At 48.5% G+C, this 19,016-nt stretch carries 17 protein-coding genes; 13 read left to right on the top strand and 4 right to left on the bottom strand.

Features of this window, described 5'->3' with window-relative positions:
- Window positions 1-73: 73 nt before the first annotated feature.
- Entirely contained in the window at window positions 74-595 is a 522-nt protein-coding gene (locus ACHZA1_RS06425) for a DUF6261 family protein (RefSeq protein ID WP_320054405.1), read from the bottom strand.
- Window positions 596-1,219: 624 nt separating this feature from the next.
- Entirely contained in the window at window positions 1,220-1,933 is a 714-nt protein-coding gene (locus ACHZA1_RS06430; protein WP_320054406.1) for a DUF4412 domain-containing protein, read from the bottom strand.
- Between the two features lie 209 nt (window positions 1,934-2,142).
- On the opposite strand from ACHZA1_RS06430, the gene ACHZA1_RS06435 reads away from it, so the two are divergent.
- The 9 genes from ACHZA1_RS06435 (at window position 2,143) to rlmN (ending at window position 10,736) form a co-directional block, all read left to right on the top strand.
- The gene (locus tag ACHZA1_RS06435; protein WP_320054407.1) at window positions 2,143-2,472 is read left to right on the top strand and encodes a metalloregulator ArsR/SmtB family transcription factor; all 330 of its coding nucleotides are present in this window, start codon (window positions 2,143-2,145) and stop codon (window positions 2,470-2,472) included.
- 77 nt (window positions 2,473-2,549) lie between these two features.
- Window positions 2,550-3,383 (top strand): arsenite methyltransferase, encoded by an 834-nt coding sequence (locus ACHZA1_RS06440; protein ID WP_320054408.1) that lies wholly within the window; start codon window positions 2,550-2,552, stop codon window positions 3,381-3,383.
- Between the two features lie 7 nt (window positions 3,384-3,390).
- The gene (gene arsN2, locus ACHZA1_RS06445) at window positions 3,391-3,825 is read left to right on the top strand and encodes an arsenic resistance N-acetyltransferase ArsN2 (protein ID WP_321426997.1); all 435 of its coding nucleotides are present in this window, start codon (window positions 3,391-3,393) and stop codon (window positions 3,823-3,825) included.
- Between the two features lie 56 nt (window positions 3,826-3,881).
- Window positions 3,882-4,307, top strand: coding sequence for an arsenate reductase ArsC (locus tag ACHZA1_RS06450; RefSeq protein ID WP_320054410.1), 426 nt, complete (start codon window positions 3,882-3,884; stop codon window positions 4,305-4,307).
- A 22-nt stretch (window positions 4,308-4,329) separates the two neighbouring features.
- Window positions 4,330-5,412: an ACR3 family arsenite efflux transporter gene (gene arsB, locus ACHZA1_RS06455; protein ID WP_320054411.1), complete on the top strand. Its 1,083-nt coding sequence runs from the start codon at window positions 4,330-4,332 to the stop codon at window positions 5,410-5,412.
- Window positions 5,413-5,614: 202 nt separating this feature from the next.
- Window positions 5,615-8,242 (top strand): DUF5686 and carboxypeptidase regulatory-like domain-containing protein, encoded by a 2,628-nt coding sequence (locus ACHZA1_RS06460; protein WP_320054412.1) that lies wholly within the window; start codon window positions 5,615-5,617, stop codon window positions 8,240-8,242.
- Between the two features lie 138 nt (window positions 8,243-8,380).
- The gene (locus ACHZA1_RS06465; RefSeq protein ID WP_320054413.1) at window positions 8,381-8,821 is read left to right on the top strand and encodes a VOC family protein; all 441 of its coding nucleotides are present in this window, start codon (window positions 8,381-8,383) and stop codon (window positions 8,819-8,821) included.
- A 194-nt stretch (window positions 8,822-9,015) separates the two neighbouring features.
- Window positions 9,016-9,681 carry an FAD-binding oxidoreductase gene (locus tag ACHZA1_RS06470; RefSeq protein WP_320054414.1) on the top strand — a complete coding sequence of 222 codons (666 nt, stop codon included), beginning with the start codon at window positions 9,016-9,018 and terminating at the stop codon, window positions 9,679-9,681.
- Window positions 9,681-10,736 carry a 23S rRNA (adenine(2503)-C(2))-methyltransferase RlmN gene (rlmN, locus tag ACHZA1_RS06475; RefSeq protein ID WP_320054415.1) on the top strand — a complete coding sequence of 352 codons (1,056 nt, stop codon included), beginning with the start codon at window positions 9,681-9,683 and terminating at the stop codon, window positions 10,734-10,736. The genes ACHZA1_RS06470 and rlmN overlap by 1 nt, the downstream gene beginning before the upstream one ends.
- Before the next feature lie 80 nt (window positions 10,737-10,816).
- Here rlmN and ACHZA1_RS06480 read toward each other — a convergent pair whose 3' ends face one another.
- Window positions 10,817-11,500 carry a hypothetical protein gene (locus tag ACHZA1_RS06480; RefSeq protein WP_320054416.1) on the bottom strand — a complete coding sequence of 228 codons (684 nt, stop codon included), beginning with the start codon at window positions 11,498-11,500 and terminating at the stop codon, window positions 10,817-10,819.
- Between the two features lie 194 nt (window positions 11,501-11,694).
- On the opposite strand from ACHZA1_RS06480, the gene ACHZA1_RS06485 reads away from it, so the two are divergent.
- Window positions 11,695-12,303 carry a LysE family translocator gene (locus ACHZA1_RS06485; RefSeq protein ID WP_320054417.1) on the top strand — a complete coding sequence of 203 codons (609 nt, stop codon included), beginning with the start codon at window positions 11,695-11,697 and terminating at the stop codon, window positions 12,301-12,303.
- A gap of 86 nt (window positions 12,304-12,389) precedes the next feature.
- On the opposite strand, the gene ACHZA1_RS06490 is transcribed toward ACHZA1_RS06485, so the two are convergent.
- A complete protein-coding gene (locus tag ACHZA1_RS06490) occupies window positions 12,390-13,076 on the bottom strand; it encodes a hypothetical protein (protein ID WP_320054418.1) in 687 nt (228 codons plus the stop codon).
- Between the two features lie 2,203 nt (window positions 13,077-15,279).
- Between ACHZA1_RS06490 and ACHZA1_RS06495 the strand changes: the two genes are divergently transcribed.
- From ACHZA1_RS06495 to ACHZA1_RS06505, 3 genes are all read left to right on the top strand, one after another.
- The gene (locus tag ACHZA1_RS06495) at window positions 15,280-16,212 is read left to right on the top strand and encodes a carboxypeptidase-like regulatory domain-containing protein (RefSeq protein ID WP_320054419.1); all 933 of its coding nucleotides are present in this window, start codon (window positions 15,280-15,282) and stop codon (window positions 16,210-16,212) included.
- Between the two features lie 504 nt (window positions 16,213-16,716).
- Window positions 16,717-17,169 carry an IS200/IS605 family transposase gene (gene tnpA / locus ACHZA1_RS06500; protein WP_320054420.1) on the top strand — a complete coding sequence of 151 codons (453 nt, stop codon included), beginning with the start codon at window positions 16,717-16,719 and terminating at the stop codon, window positions 17,167-17,169.
- 919 nt (window positions 17,170-18,088) lie between these two features.
- On the top strand, window positions 18,089-18,946 hold the full coding sequence (locus tag ACHZA1_RS06505; RefSeq protein WP_320054421.1) for a helix-turn-helix domain-containing protein: 858 nt from the start codon (window positions 18,089-18,091) through the stop codon (window positions 18,944-18,946).
- Window positions 18,947-19,016 lie beyond the last annotated feature (70 nt).

Genomic DNA, 19,016 nt, shown 5'->3' on the forward strand with positions numbered 1-19,016 from the left:
GGAGGTAGACCATAAACACCCGCACCGCCTCCTCGAAGTCGTGCCGAACGGTTGACGCCGAGAGGGTGCGATTCTACTCCGCTCTATCGCCGATGCTCAAGCGCTGGCAGCTGGCAAACTCCGACTCCAGCTCCTCGAGCTGCGCCACCTTCCGCTCCAGCCCCAGCTTGCCAACGCCCTCGGCGCAGCTGCCCGCCCTCAGGTCGACAAGCAGCTTGGAGAGCATGCCCGACTCGCCCATGTTCGAACCGTGGGTGAAGCTGCTGCCGTAGCGCTCCATCAGCTCCACGAGCGGTTTTGCGGCCGCCTCCTCGTCCTCGTAGCCCGAGCAGGCGGCGCTCTGAACGGCCAGCGATAGCGAGCGGAACGAGCGGTCGCGCCGCCGATCGAGCTCGCGCAGCTCCCCGGTGTAGGCGTTCTTCCGATGCTTGTACTGCCCGTCCGACAGCCTCTCGTAGGCCGCCACCATCCGGAGGTACGGCTTCGAGGCCATCAGCGCTGGCGGCGCCATGCTCTCGGCGGCCGAAATTAGCGCGTAACCGTACCCAACCTCGTCGTTGAGCTTCGTGCGGGCAAGTGCAACTGTAAGCTTCATGCCAATTCCTTTTGTAGGTTGATGCTGACCCATGGCGGCGCCCCTGCTGCTCCGGTGCATTTGCACCTGGAGCCTTGCCGAGGCCCCCTCTCCCCTCGGAGATTGGGGTAGGAAGCGCCCAAGCTCCCAAACCTTGCACCTCGGAAATAGGTGTACACCCCGAAAGCTGTTTCCGAGCATGCTCGGAATTCACTCCTTCGCACTAAAAGCACTTCCGAGCATACTCGGAAATAGCACCAAGCCTCGACAACCTTTTCCGAGCATACTCAGAAATGAATTTCAACCCGAAAAACAAATTCCGAGCATACTCGGAAACACCTCCAAAGCACAAAAGGCATTTCCGAGCATGCTCGGAAACCACTTTCACCTCTTGAAACCATTTCCGAGCACCGGAAGGGGGCACTTTTTCAAAGACCAGCAGCCCAAATTTAACGATTTTTTCATTCCAACAATTCCTGAAGCCCATTTTCCGACAGCGGATAGCTAAAAAGTTCGGGCAACACCCTCACCAGACGCTGCGGCACCCCACGCAAAAAGCCCCCGGATACTGCCGACAAGCGGCAACAGCATCCGGGGGCTGGGATTATAGAGAAACTCAGGTTACTGTAGCGGCAACCGGTGGCGCTACCGCTTCTTTCCGAAGGGCAGCATGTCCTTTAGCGAAGGCATCTCCATCACCTGGTAGTCGGTCATGTCGAAAAGCGAGGCGCTGGGGTGCTCGGTGCTGATCTCCTTAACCAGGATGGTGGAGGTGCTTCCTCGCTGCTTGTCCTTTACCACCGTCTCGAGCGAGGCGCCCTTAACGTTGCCCCAGCCGTTATCGGCAGAGGCCTGCCTGCGGCCCTTCCCCATGTTCATCTTCGAGTAGGCCATCAGCTTGCCGAGGCTGAACTTCAGGTCGTTGGTAACCCACATGTCCATGATGGCGGTGGAGGTCTCGGCGATCACCTTGCGGCAGAGGTAGCCGTTGATCCTTTTGGTCTCGCTGGTTTGGGTGATCTTGGGCCGCTCTACCTTGGTGGTGTCGAGCATTTCGTTGATGTTGTCGTAGGTTTTGCGCATGGCCATCTTGCCGTCCTTGCCGCCCATCAGGATAAAGAAAACCTGCTGCTGGGGCTTGAATAGGATGCCCACCTCGGCCTCCTTGCCGCTCTCCTTATCGCGGATCTGGGGCTTCATCAGCACCTCGCCGTTTAGGAAGTAGTAGGTTATATCCATGGGCTCCTTAATTTCGGTACCGCTAATGGTAAGCACCATCCGCCCGTTAAAGTCCTCCTGCGCGCGTAGGCCAACGGCGGCCATCGACATCAGTATCAGCAGTAAAAAAATCTTCTTCATAGCGTGTTTCTGTAAGGGAATACTACCTATAACAACAATCATTCTCCTTTTTATGAGCCCAAAACAGGTTAAAAAAAGGTGAAGAAAACCCAATAGAACCTTATAAGCCACCGTACCGCTACTACAAAATCAGCCCGCAATCAAAAAAATAATGAGGAAAGCAGTAGAAAATCGAATATTCATCGTAATATTGCGATAAATTAGTTGACATGGGAGCATCGAAGTACAGCTTATACACCGACGAGGATCAGCAGGCAGCCCGGTACGCCAAGGCGCTCGCGCATCCGGCACGCATTGCCATCCTGAAGCTGCTCTACAGGAAGCAGGCTTGCATCTGCGGCGATATTGTCGAAGAAATTCCCCTTTCGCAGAGCACCGTATCGCAGCACCTTAAGGAGCTAAAAGATGCCGGACTCGTGAAGGGCGATATCGATGGCGCAAAGGTGTGCTACTGCATCAACGAGGAGGAGTGGAACAACGCCCGCAGGTGCTTCGGCAACCTGCTTGAGGAGTATACCGCCAGCAGCAGCTGTCCGTAAAAAAATTTATCCCAATTCATCGTAGTTTTACGATGAAACAGAAAGCACGAATCAACCAAACCCAAATATTTTAAGCAATGGAAGAAAGATTACTTGGACAGAGGGCAATGTCGCCCGAAGAGGTAAAGGAAATAGTGAAGAGCAAGTACAGCCAGATTGTTTTGCAGGGCAAAGAGGAGAATGCCTCCTCGTGCTGCGGCTCGGGCTGCTGCAGCAGCGAGACGTACAACATCATGAACGATGACTACTCGGTCCTCGACGGTTACAACCCCGATGCCGACCTTAGCCTAGGATGCGGATTGCCTACCCAGTTTGCCAGGATCAAGACGGGCGATACGGTTATAGACCTTGGCTCGGGTGCCGGCAACGACTGCTTTATTGCCCGTTACGAGACAGGCAACGACGGCCAGGTTATCGGCATCGACTTTACGCCTGCCATGGTTGAAAAGGCGCGCGCAAATGCCGCAAAGATGGACTTCGGCAACGTAGAGTTCCGCCTTGGCGACATCGAGAATATGCCGGTAGAAGATAGCATCGCCGACGTTGTGGTGAGCAACTGCGTTCTCAACCTAGTGCCCAACAAGGAAAAGGCAATTAGCGAGATCTACCGCGTGCTGAGGCCTGGTGGGCATTTCAGCATCTCGGACGTGGTGCTCGTTGGCGATCTCCCAAAATCGATTGAGCATGCTGCCGAAATGTACGCCGGATGCGTTTCGGGCGCCATTCAAAAGGGCGACTACCTTAGAATAATCGAGAGGGTCGGCTTTACAAACATCACCATTCAGAAGCAGAAACCAATCGTTATTCCCGACGACATCCTTGCAGGATACCTCTCCACCAACGAGATCTCGGATTTCAAGAAAAACGGAACGGGCATATACAGCATTACCGTTTACGCCGAAAAAATATAGCCATACCATGGATGTAAGCATTGAACCAGCAAAACCAGAAAGCATGGCAGCGATAAGGAGTCTACTCGCTGCCAACCACCTTCCAACAGCCGATATTGCCGATGATACAGTGAGGCTATTTGAGGTTAGGCAAAACAACGAGCTCATAGGCACCGTAGGAGTAGAGCATTACGGCCACACAGGGCTTCTACGATCGCTAGCGGTAGAGGATAGCCATAAAAGCAAGGGGATTGGGCAACAGCTGGTAGCCCATGTGCTTTGCTACTGCTTGTCCAAGCAGATAACAGAGCTGTACCTGCTGACTACAACTGCCCCAAAGTACTTCGAGAAGCTCGGATTTCAACAAATTAGCAGGGATTCGGTCTCTGCAGAAATCAAGCAAACTCGCGAGTTTAAGGACATCTGCCCCAACTCTGCGGTGGTAATGCTCAAAACGTTTTAGCGTATCTTCGCAAACTACTTCGGTTTGACTAAGTACGTGATACTAAAACTTGAAATATGAAGATTCTCATACTATGCACCGGCAACAGCTGCCGCAGCCAGATGGCGCACGGCTTCCTGCAGTCGTTCGATCCCAACCTCACCGTATGCTCGGCCGGAACCGAGGCCTCAGGCAGGCTTAACGAGAAGGCGGTTGCCGCCATGAAGGAGGCGGGCGTCGACATCAGCCACCACACCTCCGACCCGGTAGAGAAGTACCTCGCCGAGGAGTGGGACTACGTGATAACCGTATGCGGGGGCGCCAACGAGTCGTGCCCATCCTTCGAGGGCAAGGTTAAGCACCGCCTGCACATGGGCTTCGACGATCCCTCGCACGCCGTTGGCACCGAAGAGTTCGTATGGAGCGAATTCCGTAGGGTACGCGACGAGATAAAAGACGCCTTCTGGAAATTATACAGCGAAAAAATTAAGAGCAGCAAGTAACCACTATCAAATCCTTTTTATCATGGGAAATACCATCAAAAAGTTATCCTTCTTCGACCGTTTTCTTACGCTATGGATATTCCTAACTATGTTTACCGGAATTGTTGTCGGATACTACACGCCTAGCATCGCAGACTTCTGGAATTCTTTAAGCACCGGAACAACCAATATACCAATAGCCATCGGATTAATACTTATGATGTATCCGCCATTGGCTAAGGTAAAATACGAGAAAATGCTACTAGTGTTCAAGAATTTTAAACTGCTCAGCCTCTCGCTCACGCAAAACTGGATTGTAGGCCCACTGGTAATGTTTCTTTTGGCAATACTCTTCCTTCATAACCATCCAGGGCTTATGGTTGGCGTTATCCTAGTAGGACTAGCCCGCTGCATTGCCATGGTTTTAGTTTGGAACGATCTAGCCAAAGGCGATACAGAACTGGCTGCTGGACTGGTGGCATTCAACGCCATTTTTCAGGTCTTCCTCTACTCGGTTTACGCCTACATATTCATAACCGTACTGCCTCCACTGTTTGGATTAAACGGAGCTGTTGTTGAAGTTTCAATTTCCGAGATCGCAACGACAGTTCTTATTTACCTTGGGATACCATTTGGCCTAGGTATGCTTTCGAATCTCATACTCCGAAAGCTAAAGGGTAGTAGCTGGTATTTCTCAGCGTTTATCCCAAAGGTATCGTGGCTTACTCCCATAGCGCTACTGTTTACCATATTTGTCATGTTCTCGCTTAAAGGAGAAAAGATTATAGGGCTACCAATGGATGTGGTTAGGGTTGCCATACCATACACCATCTACTTTGCGCTGATGTTCTTCACCACCTTTTTTATTGCCAAATGGCTTGGCGAAGGATACGAAAAATCGGCCACACTGGCATTCACAGCTGGAAGTAACGACTTTGAGTTGGCAATAGCCGTTGCTATTGCCGTTTTCGGCATTAACTCTCAGGCTGCTTTTGCTACCGTAATCGGACCTCTTATTGAAGTACCCGCTCTTATTCTACTTGTAAACGTAGCGCTATCTTTTAAGCGCAAGTACTTCGCACTAAAACCTACAATACCCCAAAGGCGAGATAAAGTCTACTCCTAAAATAAGAAGAAACCACGCTACTAGATATGTAGCGTGGTTTCTTCTTATTATGCTGGAAAGTAAAGGGATAATTCTGTTTGCGCAATAAAGCGCGGCAAGTTCCGTTTAAATAGATAAATTGCACGCTCCACGAGAATACGCTAAACCTTAGAGGTACACAATCCGCTTAGCAATAATAGAACGTAACCTATCGGCATAAAAGATGAAGCCAAAAACGCTGCTGCTTACCGCGCTACTTGCCATATGTAACCTTGGAGTTTTCGCCCAGCTGTCGGGCAGCATTACCAACAAGCAGGGGGAGCCCATTCCCTACGCCAACATCTACGTAGAGGAGCAGATGCACGGAACTGCCTCCGACGGTGCTGGACGCTTCGTGCTTCACCTCTCGCCCGGCACCTACACGGTAACCTTTCGGGCGGTAGGCTTCAAGCCCCAAACAAAGGCCATCAGCGTAGGCGATAAGGAGGTTAAGGTTGCCATATCGCTTGATGCGGCGATTTACGAGCTGAAGGAGTTTGTGGTCTCGAACAAGGACAACCCGGCCAACCGCATAATGCGCAAGGCCATCTCCAACGGGCAGCTGTACATCGGCAGGCTTGGAGGATACCGCTCCAACGTTTACTTTAAGTCGAACCTAAAGATCGACAAGCTTGCCGGTTTCATTAAGTGGATAGCCTCTAAGGAAGACAAGCTCCCCGTCGAGGGCAAGACCTACACCATGGAGATGGTAAACCTGCTTACCTACAAGGCTCCCGAGCGCTACACCCAACGGACGCTCTCGTACCGAACCAACTTCCCCGGCAACAACATGGATGTACCGGGGCTAGATATCTATAGAGGCAACATTTACGAGAACCAGTACTACGGCACCCCTTCGCCTTTGGGCCGGGAAGCGTTCTCGTGCTACAAGTTCCACCTCCTTGGCAGCTCTGCACAAAACGGAGCAACCATCTACAAGATAGGAGTAGCACCTAGGCGCTCTTCCGGAATCTTCTTCAAAGGTTTTCTTTATATAAAGGATGACACCTACGAGGTAACCAACGCCGAGCTAGAGACCATCAGCAACAACATCAAGTTTCACCTCAGCATCTGCTACGACATGGTGAAGCAGGCTATTCCGCTCCCCACCTCCATCAACATTAAGTTGGGCGGGAGCATTATGGGAAATACCCTATCGGCAAATATGCTATCGTCGGTTACCTACAGCAACGTCGACACAAGGGGTGTTCCGATACCTGCTGCCGAAGCAAAGAAGGTTGTTCAGGCACCGTTATCAAAGAAGGATAAGTCAAGGCTTCGCAAGCAAACCGCCATTAGCCAAAAGATAGACGAGCTATCGGCCAAGGATAACCTTACGATAGGCGAGATGAAAAAGATGGTATCGCTGGTGGAGAAGAAGCAGGAACTGGAGGATACCGCCAAATCGATGGAGGTGGTAGACCTTAAGGTGGAAAAGGATTCGCTCTTCAACACCCAAGATTCGACCTTCTGGAGTAGGGTTCGAACCATTCCCCTATCGGATGAGGAACTAAAATACCGCCACGAGACCGACTCCATAACAGCCCAAATTCCAAAAGGAATTGCAGCACCTAAAGACACCACCCTCCACAAAGGAAAATGGAATCTAGGGGCACCAGTTCTTGGAGGTGCCATCTACAGGAAAAGAGCGTTCAGCGTCACCTCATCGGGCTTTATTGGCAAAAATGCCAGCTACTTTACGCCTGTTGATGGCTACGCCCTTGCAAACGAGTTTACGCTTAAGGCAAAGATTGACAGCAGCAGGCAGCTTACGCTTTCCGCTAGACCGATCTACTCCATCCTTCGGCATCAACTAATGGGCGAATTTCATACACGATTCGACTTTGCCCCCCGACATATGGGATTCGTGGAGCTCTCGGGAAAAGCCGCAACCGCCGATTTCAACATGGAACATTCCGCGAATCAAACGCTCAACACAATTGCCTGCCTTTACTTTAAGCAGAGCTACAAAAAGGTGATGGACACAAAAGGGGTGAGCGCAAAGGTACAGATAGAGGTTGCCAATGGGCTTACAGCCTCTATCGGGGCGCGCTTCAACAACCGCAGGCTGCTTAGCAACAATACCAACCACTCGCTATTTAAGCCCCACTCTGTGTACGATAGTAATACACCCGAAAACATTTACCTCAACGATTATCCGCTAGCCGACTACAACCAAACATTACTGCAGTTCAACATCAGCTACACGCCAATGCCACGCTACAAGTTCGATAGGGATGGCTACAAGCACTACACCTCTCAGCATGCGCCTATTTTCAACTTTAAGGTAGAAAAGGGACTTAGCACATGGAACAGCTCCAGCACCTATACCAACCTAGAGATCGGTGCCAAGCATACTGTAGAGGTAAACCTATTCAACGAGCTTAGCTACAGCGTAACCGCAGGCAAATTCTACAACACAAAAGGGATGCAGCTATCCGATTTCTACTTCCCAACCACAGCCTACGCGCCACTCTCGTTCGAATCAACAAAAAGATTATTCACCCTCCTGCCCTACTACCGCTTTGCAACCCCTACCGAATATGTCGAGGCACATGCCTGCTACGAATCGCAGAGCCTTATTCTTAAGCAGCTGCCCTTCCTGGCAAAAAGCCAATTTACCGAGAATATTACGGTTGGATACTACACTACAGGCAGGTATAAGAACTACACCGAAATCGGCTACGGGCTCGATAAGCTATTCTTTTTAGGGGGAGTTTCTGCCGTTGCCAGCTTCGAAAATGGAAAGTACACCGGCTGGGGAATAAGGGTTTCCATCAACCTATCCCAAAAAGAGATTCAGGTAAGGTAGCAACCGTAATTCTGCCGAATATTTACCCGGCAGATATATTGAACAAAGGTCTGTGCCATTCGTTAGTATCGTAGACACTCAAGGGCTTGCTGGTCGAGCAACTTGAAACTAACATTCACCACAAAACAGCGGAATACAATGGCAACGATTAATCCTTACATTACCTTTAACGGCAACTGCGAAGAGGCATTCAACTTCTACAAATCTATTTTTGGTGGTGATTTCACCCATATGGAGCGCTATAAGAACACCCCAAACGTGGAGCAAGTTCCAAAATGTGAAGGAGAAAAGATTCTTCACATCTCCCTCCCAATTAACTCGCACACCATCCTTATGGGGAGCGACAACTGCTGCGATGCCGATAGCGAGTTTGATAGCGAGGTACATTTCGGCAATAACATTTCGCTATCCATTAGCACCAAAAGCGAGGAGGAGACTACCAAACTATTCGAAGCACTCTCTAAGGAAGGGCGCATAAGCATGCCTCTCCAGAAAACATTCTGGGATGCCTACTACGGCATGCTAATCGATAAGTATGGCATTAACTGGATGGTAAGCTACGAATACCCCAAGAAGTAATCGGCAGAAAGCTGATTACGATCAAACATACCATTTACCTGAAGGATTGCGGAGATAAGCGTTAGATTTTTTTCATGTCAGAGCCACCAATGCAATAGAATATCTATATGCGTTGGTGGTTCTAACATTTTCTAAAACATTCCGCAAAAACAATTTGATTCGCCAAGCGTTACTCCTGCCAAAATAGAAGTAACATGAATCAACCTACCATTCCAGGAACCTCTCCATGCAAGATTATTGCCAACGAAAAGATCAGCTCCTACGTACACTACCTCACCTTCGAGCGCCCCTACGAATTTGAAGCGGGACAGGTGCTATCGCTTACCCTAAATGCTGACATTCCTCCCCGACTGTACAGCATCGCATCAGGAACAGACGAGCATTTTATTGGAATACTATTCGACGTAAAGCCGGAAGGTACGCTTACGACGCTACTTGCCCAGCTATCAGCAGGCGACACAGTATTCGTATCGCCACCATACGGAAGTTTTATAGGCAACAGCGAACCTGCGGTTTGGATTGCCACGGGTACGGGCATTGCCCCTTTCATCTCGATGGCTAGATCGGGACTAGCCAACAATAAGCTGCTAATTCAAGGAGCAAGAACCATCGATGGATTCTACTTCTCTGACCTATTTCGGGGGATGGAAGGCTTGGAATACGTTCGCTGCTCATCAAAGGATAGCAACGACAACATCTACAGCGGAAGGCTCACCTCCTACCTGCGCGAAACGCCATCCCTTCCATTAAATGAAAAATACTACCTTTGCGGCAACCCGCTTATGGTTAACGAGGTTAGGGATTTGCTCATCGAAAGAGGCATTCCCTTCGACAACATTCTTTCGGAGATTTTTTTCTAATGATTACGGATACAAACAAGCCCTGGCTTTTCGGTAAAACGCTTGCTGAGCTCAAGGAGGTAGTCACCTCGCTTGGTATGCCCGGCTTCACCGCTAAGCAAATTGCCGATTGGCTCTATAAAAAGAACGCTACCGACATTGAACAGTTCACCAACCTCTCGCTTAAGGCTCGCGAGGCGCTTAAGAACGAGTATCAGGTTGGATACATTGCCACCACCGATGTGCAAACCTCGATTGATGGCACCAAGAAATACCTCTTCCCCACCATCGGAGGAAAGTTTATTGAGAGCGCTTATATCCCAGATAAGGATAGGGCTACGCTATGCGTATCGTCGCAAAGCGGATGCAAAATGGGGTGCCTCTTCTGCATGACCGCCAAGCAGGGATTCCAATCGCAGCTTTCGGCAGGGGAAATCCTCAACCAAGTTAGGGCAATACCCGAATTCGAGAAGCTGACCAACCTCGTGTACATGGGGATGGGCGAGCCAATGGATAACCTGCAGAATGTGCTGGCGAGCCTGGAGATTCTCACCTCCGACTACGGCTACGGCTGGAGCCCAACCCGAATAACGGTATCAACCATCGGGGTTATTCCTGCCATGAAGGAGTTTCTGGAGAAGAGCAAGTGCCATTTAGCCATCAGCCTCCACGATCCGTTCGATGACGAGCGCCGTAAGCTGATGCCCATTCAAAATGTATACAAGATTCATGACGTTATAGAGGAGCTAAAGCGCTACGACTTTACCAAGCAGCGCCGCGTAAGCTTCGAGTACATCATGTTTAAGGGGGTGAACGACACAACAGCGCACGTAAAGGAGCTGGTCCGATTGCTCAACGGGCTAAAGTGCCGCATCAACCTTATCCGTTTCCACCCTATCCCTGGTACTCCGCTGCTGGGATCGGACGAGCAAACCGTTCAGGGCTTTAAGGAGGCGCTAAACGCAAAAGGTGTGGTAACAACGGTACGGGCATCGCGCGGACAAGATATCTACGCAGCCTGCGGGCTTCTTTCGACTAAGGAACTCAACAAGAAAGACGAGGATACCGACTTTTAAACTCTCTATATCCCTATAAAGGAAAAGCATCGTAGCTAGATCTACGATGCTTTTTTCATTTATATATTGCGACACCTCGTTTACAACTTCTGCAAAACAATATACGACTGCTGAACTGCTATCGTATCGCCATCGCTTAGCTTGGAAGCGATACTGCCGTTTAGCACGTTGTTTACCAGCTGCGACTCCTCCTTCTTCACCACCTTCTTGTCGGTTCCAACCTTAACGTAGAGGTACGTGAGCTGCGGAAAGCGAACAGCATCGCCGCTTTGCTTGACAAAGTAGCAATGCCTATACTCTGTTTTACTATAATATCCGGTAGTAGCAGCAAGAGGGGTGGTTGATGTATTTGGAGGTAAGAATGTCACCAGCTTATCGATCAGCGGTTCGGCTTCCTTATTCATCCGTACCGTGGTGGTGTATGCCTCTAGGTAGATATCGGAACCCTTGCCGATAACGGTTCGTGCATCGTACCCCTTGGAGGTGGTGACCTGCGCCTTTCGATCGGTAAGAAAGGAAATCTCCATCTTACCATCGGCGTTCTGATTGCCATCGGCATAAAAAAAGGAGGTGCTGCTCTGCCGACGCTTAACGAAGCCTTTCACCACGGAAGCATCCGTAACCTCGCCCTTGGCGGTAAATACGCGAATGGATGATACCTCGAGTACCTTAGACTTGTAGGTGCCCGAATATTCTGTTACCGCACCATTTTCGCAGGAGAGCAGCATCGCGGCAGCGCCAATAATAGCTAGTATTCGTTTCATAAGTGGTGGTTTTTCATGTTTACGGAAAAGTATATGAGCAATATACAAATTTTGGCGGAGTGATGCTCTGTTTTTGTGCAGCTATTCGGATGGTACTGGAATATGCGACAGGCAAAGCTGCGATAGGCTGGCAGGGATGCTTGCTCGGAATCTATAAATTTCTACATTTGGGCACTCGCTAATGGGGATCAGCTATGGACATCTACCAAATCATCTCGTTCCTTGCGGCATCGGTGCTGCTAACGCTGCTGCCGGGGCCCGATATCCTATTTGTGGTAGCACAAAGCATCACCAGCGGATGGCGCAGCGGCGTTGCTGTGGCTTTAGGGCTTTGCTCGGGGCTTATTGTGCATACAACGGCGGTTGCGCTGGGTCTTGCAGCGCTTCTGGCGACGCATCCTGTTGCACTGACTGGCGTAAAGGTGCTTGGAGCGCTGTACCTGCTCTACCTAGCCTACATGTCGTGGGGCGAAAAGGGATTACGGATTTCGAAATCGGAGGGGAAACAGGGGTACGCCAAGCTGATGAAGGTAGGCTTTGTGATGAACGTGCTTAACCCAAAGGTGCTGCTCTTCTACCTTGCCTTTTTGCCCCAGTTTGTAGTGCCAGGCACAAGTACCATCCTTCAGGTTTTCATTCTAGGAGCGGTATTCTTTATTCAGGCTCTTGCTATCTTTTCGGTAGTGGCTTACTTCGCAGGGTTGCTCAATAGAGCCGTGGAGCAATCGGCGGCAAGCCGCCATATTGGCAAGATTAAGAGCACGGTATTCGTGCTAATTGCAGCAAACCTGCTTTGGCTGTAAAAGAGCATCGGCCAAAGGCTATCGGTATTGCAGTGCAGCGCAACGCGAATGGATAGCCTTTGCGGTTTGCCGGATTGATGCGTCCGCTATTCGGCAGTGTCCTTAGCAATTTCCTTCAACAGCTGATCGATTAGCTTTATGTCGTAGTTCAGCTCCTCCTTAACCGATGATGCAATACCCAGGTTCGCGCGTGCCATCCACTTTACCTTCTTTGAGCAGAGGTACTCGTCGGTGTTAGTGGTTTTGTCGAAAATGGAGGAGAATAAGGCGCTGGATTGCTGCATGTAGTAGTCTTGGGCAAACGTTAGGCTTTTGACCTCATTCTCGTAGTAGCCAAGCAGCAGCTTCTTTAGCTTCTTGTTTTTGATGTAGCCTATCTTGCCGCTCGTCTTAAACCCCTCGTAGTTGCCGCAGGAGAGGCTCAGCGTTCTAACATTGAACATGATTTTAATATTCATGGTGTCAATATTGCTCTTATTGATGCTGAGAATCTTTTGGTAGAGTTGGGAGTCTTCGTTAAAAAAACCGACATGCCGCTGGTAGGTTGTCTTATCCTTCAACAGGTCGTCTTTTAGGTCGATGAGGAACTCCTTGACCTCTGCATCTTGATGCCTTTTCTCGTTGTAGTTGTGGAACCAGACGGAGATGCTTACGGCTATGAAGATGATGAAGATTTCGAGCAGTATCTCCTTCATCTTTCTGGTGATACCGGCGTTAGATTCGGCTGCAATCGTAAAGATTTTCTTGCCGTGCTTCTTAATTTCCTCTTGCATATATTTTTTGATGTTTACTGATGGTGCTGTATGAGCGCGCATGAGCGCATACGTACCATAAGATCCCAAAACTAGCAACTATTCTCGATAATGTTGGTAAACGAAGGAGAAATTCAGGGATTTCTCCTTTTGGGAAACAATCTAAGCATTTAGCAGAATGTAAGACCTTATAAAACGAATCTCATCTTTCTATCTGTCCTTTTTGTAGGTCAAAAAGGACCAAAAAACCTTGGCACAAATTAACTCGCTCGGTCGCGGTGAAATGCTCTCATCTCAAATAATTGCTTCTAGTCCTTTCATCGCTATTGCGCAGATTGGCGTTGTAGTTGCTTCGCTCTCCCGCAAACGGGATGTACCAGCTCGAACAGAATTCGTGCCAGTCTGGTATGGCTGCGCCATAGTGTTTACGGAGAAATGTTATCCTGCAATAGTACGGCTGTCTGCCGCTGATTAGTTATCCCCCTAATGATCGTTTTATTCTATTTTTTAATGTTTAATCCATAAGGACATATTCAGGGATTTCACCCTTAAAATATGGCGTTGTGCTTTAATATGACTTTTACTAGATGATAGCGATTTAAGGGAAATATTCGCTTACCGTTTTTCTATTCATCATGCAAGAGGAATAAAGGATGGATAATCCTTGGAACATAGTAGCAGCATGACGGTGTCAGAATGATAGCCTTTAGGATGCAGCGAGAGAGGCCAAGCCGGATTAGCATGCACCAGATGAAATTTGACATCTACTTCTAATAAAATGGGTATCGGCAATGTTACCGCTGACGATATCGCTGAGCGCACGCCCAAAGACTGGGTAATTTAAAATGAAGCAACGCGGAACTTGAGCTACAACAGCGAGCGGACGGCATAGCAGTATCGATGCGAGAGGTGCCATTGGATAGAATGCCCATGCATTGATACCTGCGGCTGATGGAATAGCAGCTGCTGGTGGTTGCTGCCGTGATGGCTGATGCTGCAATAGCCCGTAACGAGATGATATGGATTGTTGGGGATGCAGATGTGGGTAGATGCGGTGTGCAAAGCGGGTGAGCGGTGTTGCGAAAGCAAGAATTGGTGAGGCGGTTGTGAGTAGTGCCGTTGCGGTGTCGTTGTATGGCTGTGCGGTGTCGTTGAATCGGTGTGCGGGAGCGTAGTATTAGAATGCGAGTGCCTAGTATTGATGCGCGGAGACCTAGTATTGAAGTGCGAGCTCCTAGTATTGAGGTGCGAAGACGTAGTATTGAAGTGCGAGTGCCTAGGATTGAGGTGCGAAGACGTAGTATTGGTGTGCGAGGACGTAGTATTGAAGTGCGGAGACGTAGTATTCAAGTGCGATGACGTAGTATTGGAGTGCGGAAACGTAGTATCGCAAAGAATGTGCATCGTAACACAGAGATATTGCATCGTAGCACGGAGATATTACATCGTAGCACAGAGATATTGCATCGTAGCACAGCGCGGAGACGTTGTATGGGTGTGCGGTGGCGTAGTAGCGCCGTGGAGGTGGCGTGTGCGGTGCATGGCGGATGCGAATAAGGTGTGTGGCGGATGCGTGTAAGTATAGGGCGATTCCCATGCGCGAACGAGGGTATATCGAATACGGATGATGCATAATTACGCATAGGGCTGCATCCTATGCTCATTGATCACGCCCTTTCAGGGCTATGAGGGGTGAAGCGGGATGGTGGCGAGGTGATAGCAGCGGGGTGTAAGGATTGAGCAATAAAATGGGATTATGTGCTACTGGTATGGTTTAATGAGCGATGCCCCATACGCGAACGAGGGTATATCGAATATGGATGACGCATAATTACGCATAGAGCTGCACCCTATGCTCATTGATCACGCCCTTTCAGGGCTATGAGGGGGGAAGAGCGGGATGGTGGCGAGGTGATAGCAGCGGGGTGTAAGGATTGAGCAATAAAATGGGAATATTTGCTACTGGTACGGTTTGACGAGTGCTGGTGTCTATGTTTTTTTACATGACAGGTAATGCGCTTTGTGGTAGCGGGTAGGTGCATTTTACCGTAGGGCGAGCAGGTGATAAATGGCAGCTATTAGATGTGGAGATATCATATATAAAAGATGGCATGCGTGAAATAAAGTGTATTTGATATTTTTTCACTATAATTCTTGAAAATGTTAATGTAGTACATTATATTTGTTTTTGTACTAAATAAAAACCCACAAAAAACTATTTACCATGAGGTACTTGTACGAACAAAAGCTAACGATGAACCTGGCCGTGATTGATCTTCTAAAAGCTAACAAGACAATACTGGATCCGCTACCGGGCTACCTGCAGTACTGGGGAGTGCTGGATGCGAATGTTGGGGCGATTGTGAGCACCAAGGAGCTGCTGACGCGCAACTCGACGGGTATAGCCCTGAATAAGGATTTGGTACGGGGCGATCTGGTGAAGATGACGCTGAACGTAGGCGAGATGGTGGAGTCGTATGGGCGGCTGAACGGAAATGTGGTGCTGAGCGCGAAGGTACACTTCACGGAGAGCAAGCTGAAGAAAGCATCGGCCTCGACGCTATGCGACAGCGCCATGGTGGTGTACGCCAATGCGATGGAACATGCTGTAGAGCTGGAAAAGTACGGGGTTACACCCGCGATGCTGGTGGCGCTAAACAGCATGATTGAGAAGTTTAAGCTGATGCTACCCGTGACGCACGCCACCAAGGTGAACTCGAAGATGGGAACGGCTAAGCTCCAAGAACTATTTGCAGCCAACGACGATGTACTGAAGAAGATCGACCTTTTGCTGGTGATGGTGAAGCATACGCATCCGGAGTTCTACAGGAGCTATACCACCACCCGTAAGCTGCCAAGCAGGGCTACTAGCAAGATTACGCTTAAGACAAGGGTGTGCTCGAGCACCGGCGAAGGGATAAAGGGGGTTACGCTGACGTTTACCCCAAAGATGCAGAAGCTGGCAATGGGCGTAGAAACGACGGTTAAGCCTATTGTAAAGAAGACTGCCGATAAGGGTATCTGCTACCTTAAGAACATGCATGCCACCGAGTATACGGTGACGGCAGAGAAAGTTGGGCATCCCGCAGTAACAACTTCGGTAAACGTGCCAGGCGATGAGATGGTGATGCTTACCATTAAGATGGATAAGAACTAGCGGAGAGGGCTTGGCTAGTGATAATGATATAGATCCCCATTTGACAATGATTGATTTCTTTGCTGAATGGGGATTTTTTTGTGAATATAATTATGAATGAGAGCATAGGGTTACGCCATATACGCGAATGCGAGAGCATAGGCGATGCCATATGCGCGAAAATGACGCATAGGGCTACGCCCTATGCTCGGAGATAACACCCTTTCAGGGCTATGAGGGTGGGGAGAGAGATTAGGAATAGCCCTGAAGGGGCGTGATGGGTATAGCCCATCGGAAAGAAACATAGAGCGCAATATACCAACGTTGGACGTAACCCATCGGGAAAAGAGCATAGGGCTGCACCCTATGCTCGGAGACAACGCCCTTTCAGGGCTATGGGGGGGGGTAGCCCATCGGAAAGGATGACGTCATTTCGGGGCTATGGGAAGGGGGTAGCCCATCGTAAAGAAAGATAGTGCGTAATATACTAACGACGGGCCTAGCCCATCAAAAATAATCAGAGATATGGGACAGTCGCTCGTGACCAACTACATCCACATCGTGTTCAGCACCAAGCATAGGGTGCCGATGATAGACTCCGCCATAGAGGAAGAGCTGCATAGCTACCTCGGTGGCATCTGCAAAAACCTAGAGTACCAGCCGATACGAGTTGGCGGATACACCAACCATATACATATTCTATGCCTTCTCTCGAAAAAGGTTGCGCTAGTAACGCTTATGGAGGATCTAAAGTCGCACTCGTCGAAGTGGATTAAAACAAAGGGTGGTGCTTACCGAAACTTCTACTGGCAGGATGGCTATGGGGCATTCTCGGTTAACCCAAGAGATGTGGACATGATTGTAAACTATATCGCCAACCAGCAAAAGCACCATGGAGACAAATCGTACGAGGAGGAGTATCGGACTATCCTGAGTAAGTACGAGGTGGAATACGACGAACGTTATGTGTGGGATTAGGAGTATGGGATGGTAGGACGTGCGCATATATATGTTCTCGAATACGAGAGCATAGTGCGATGCCATGCGCAAAAGAGAGCAGAGGGTTACGTCCTATGCCCGGAAAAGAGCATAGGGCGTTACCCTATGCTCGTAGATCACGCCCTTTCAGGGCTATGAGGGTGGGGAGAAAGATTTGGAATAGCCCTGAAGGGACGTGATAAACCAACGATGGGTATAGCCCATCGGAAAGAAAAATAGGGCGCAATATACCAACGATGAATGTAACCCATCGGGAAAAGAGCATAGGGCTGCACCCTATGCTCAGAGATAACGCCCTTTCAGGGCTATGGGGAGAGGGTAGCCCATCGGAAAGAACATGCGTATAAATATGTTCATCGGCGATAGGTAATGCGCGAATGTGGGCATGAGATGATATGGTGTGCGATGCACGTAGGTGCATCGAATAGGTGCATAGGGCGATGCTCCATGCGCGAAAGAGGGTATATCGAATAGGAGCATAGGATTACACCCTATGCTCGTTGATAGCGCCCTTTCAGGGCTATGGGGCGGGGGGGCTTTGCCTATTGCCGCTATAGCCTGGCGGCTATAAATGCCTTCGCGTAGCGGCGGCAAGGCTTGGCCTTTTATTGGCTAAGCTAAAATACTCTTGCCCCTGCCGCACAACTGCAGCGTATAATCGCTAAATTGCCCGCCTACTTATAATCAGTAAGCCTAAGGTAAGCATGGTAGCAGTGTAGCACTTTGTTTACGCCCTGTTCGGGTGGTGGGTTTACGGTTTGTAGGTAAAAAGCAGCTAGAGCTACACATATACACCTACACCTATTATAGGGATATATTAGGTAGTTTTGTTGCATGTATAAACGAGTTACCTGCCATTTTAAGACCTACCGCGTGCAAACAAGAAACAGACGATAAAATGACAACATTCACAGACTTTAAAACATTTAGTGAATACATTGGTGTTGCAAAACCATTGGACAATGATATTGATATGGGATATTACGACCCACTCAATATGCGATTGAAATCTGAACCAGTGATGATTGACTTTTACATCGTTTCTTTTAAAGTAAATTTTACGGATAAATCAACAACTGACGCACAGCCTAAAACGGCTGTGTTTTTAAACAGTCCAGAAATGGCTTTTGAGTGGAATGTAGAACCCGATCTTAGCGGAATGTACCTGCATATTTCCAAAAAAATTATTGACGAGAATCGGTATCTATTTAGAAACTATTTGGACTACGGACAACACGAATCCTTATTTTTAATAGATAGTGAACTAACGGAAATTATCACTTTATTTAACCTAATGATTAAATATTATCATCAAGATAAACAAAATTTTCCTGTCCTGCTTTCATATGCAAATGTGTTGCTTTCCTTGGTTGAAGCTTTTTATAAAAGACAATTTTCTACCGACACAAAACAATACAACCAAATTGTAATCAACTTTCAACAAAGTTTAAAAGACTATTACAATCAACCCGTAAATCACACCCCTAATGTTCAATATTTCGCAGATAAATTGGGGTTAAGCTCTAACTACTTTGGCGACATCATCAAACATTTTACCCAAAAATCTGCCATTGAAAACATCCACGAATTTGTAATAAAAAAAGCCAAGGAATTATTAGAACAAAAACCAAAAATAAGCAGTGCCGAAGTAGCTTACGAATTAGGTTTTGAATATCCTACTTACTTTACCAAATTTTTCAAGAAAAAAGTAAACCTTACCCCGAAAGAATACCAGTTGAAAATGACTAATCAGTAATTTGTTTCAGTTTTTTTAGTACTATGTTTCCTGTCATCTTAACACAGCGTTTTAATTTTGTGCTTTAATT

This window comes from uncultured Acetobacteroides sp., from assembly GCF_963667355.2.
Classification (GTDB): Bacteria; Bacteroidota; Bacteroidia; order Bacteroidales; family ZOR0009; genus Acetobacteroides.

Coding starts and splice junctions, on each gene's coding strand:
- ACHZA1_RS06425 (WP_320054405.1), bottom strand. CDS start 595: ATGAAGCTTACAGTTGCACTTGCCCGCACGAAGCTCAACGACGAGGTT.
- ACHZA1_RS06430 (WP_320054406.1), bottom strand. CDS start 1,933: ATGAAGAAGATTTTTTTACTGCTGATACTGATGTCGATGGCCGCCGTT.
- ACHZA1_RS06435 (WP_320054407.1), top strand. CDS start 2,143: ATGGGAGCATCGAAGTACAGCTTATACACCGACGAGGATCAGCAGGCA.
- ACHZA1_RS06440 (WP_320054408.1), top strand. CDS start 2,550: ATGGAAGAAAGATTACTTGGACAGAGGGCAATGTCGCCCGAAGAGGTA.
- arsN2 (WP_321426997.1), top strand. CDS start 3,391: ATGGATGTAAGCATTGAACCAGCAAAACCAGAAAGCATGGCAGCGATA.
- ACHZA1_RS06450 (WP_320054410.1), top strand. CDS start 3,882: ATGAAGATTCTCATACTATGCACCGGCAACAGCTGCCGCAGCCAGATG.
- arsB (WP_320054411.1), top strand. CDS start 4,330: ATGGGAAATACCATCAAAAAGTTATCCTTCTTCGACCGTTTTCTTACG.
- ACHZA1_RS06460 (WP_320054412.1), top strand. CDS start 5,615: ATGAAGCCAAAAACGCTGCTGCTTACCGCGCTACTTGCCATATGTAAC.
- ACHZA1_RS06465 (WP_320054413.1), top strand. CDS start 8,381: ATGGCAACGATTAATCCTTACATTACCTTTAACGGCAACTGCGAAGAG.
- ACHZA1_RS06470 (WP_320054414.1), top strand. CDS start 9,016: ATGAATCAACCTACCATTCCAGGAACCTCTCCATGCAAGATTATTGCC.
- rlmN (WP_320054415.1), top strand. CDS start 9,681: ATGATTACGGATACAAACAAGCCCTGGCTTTTCGGTAAAACGCTTGCT.
- ACHZA1_RS06480 (WP_320054416.1), bottom strand. CDS start 11,500: ATGAAACGAATACTAGCTATTATTGGCGCTGCCGCGATGCTGCTCTCC.
- ACHZA1_RS06485 (WP_320054417.1), top strand. CDS start 11,695: ATGGACATCTACCAAATCATCTCGTTCCTTGCGGCATCGGTGCTGCTA.
- ACHZA1_RS06490 (WP_320054418.1), bottom strand. CDS start 13,076: ATGCAAGAGGAAATTAAGAAGCACGGCAAGAAAATCTTTACGATTGCA.
- ACHZA1_RS06495 (WP_320054419.1), top strand. CDS start 15,280: ATGAGGTACTTGTACGAACAAAAGCTAACGATGAACCTGGCCGTGATT.
- tnpA (WP_320054420.1), top strand. CDS start 16,717: ATGGGACAGTCGCTCGTGACCAACTACATCCACATCGTGTTCAGCACC.
- ACHZA1_RS06505 (WP_320054421.1), top strand. CDS start 18,089: ATGACAACATTCACAGACTTTAAAACATTTAGTGAATACATTGGTGTT.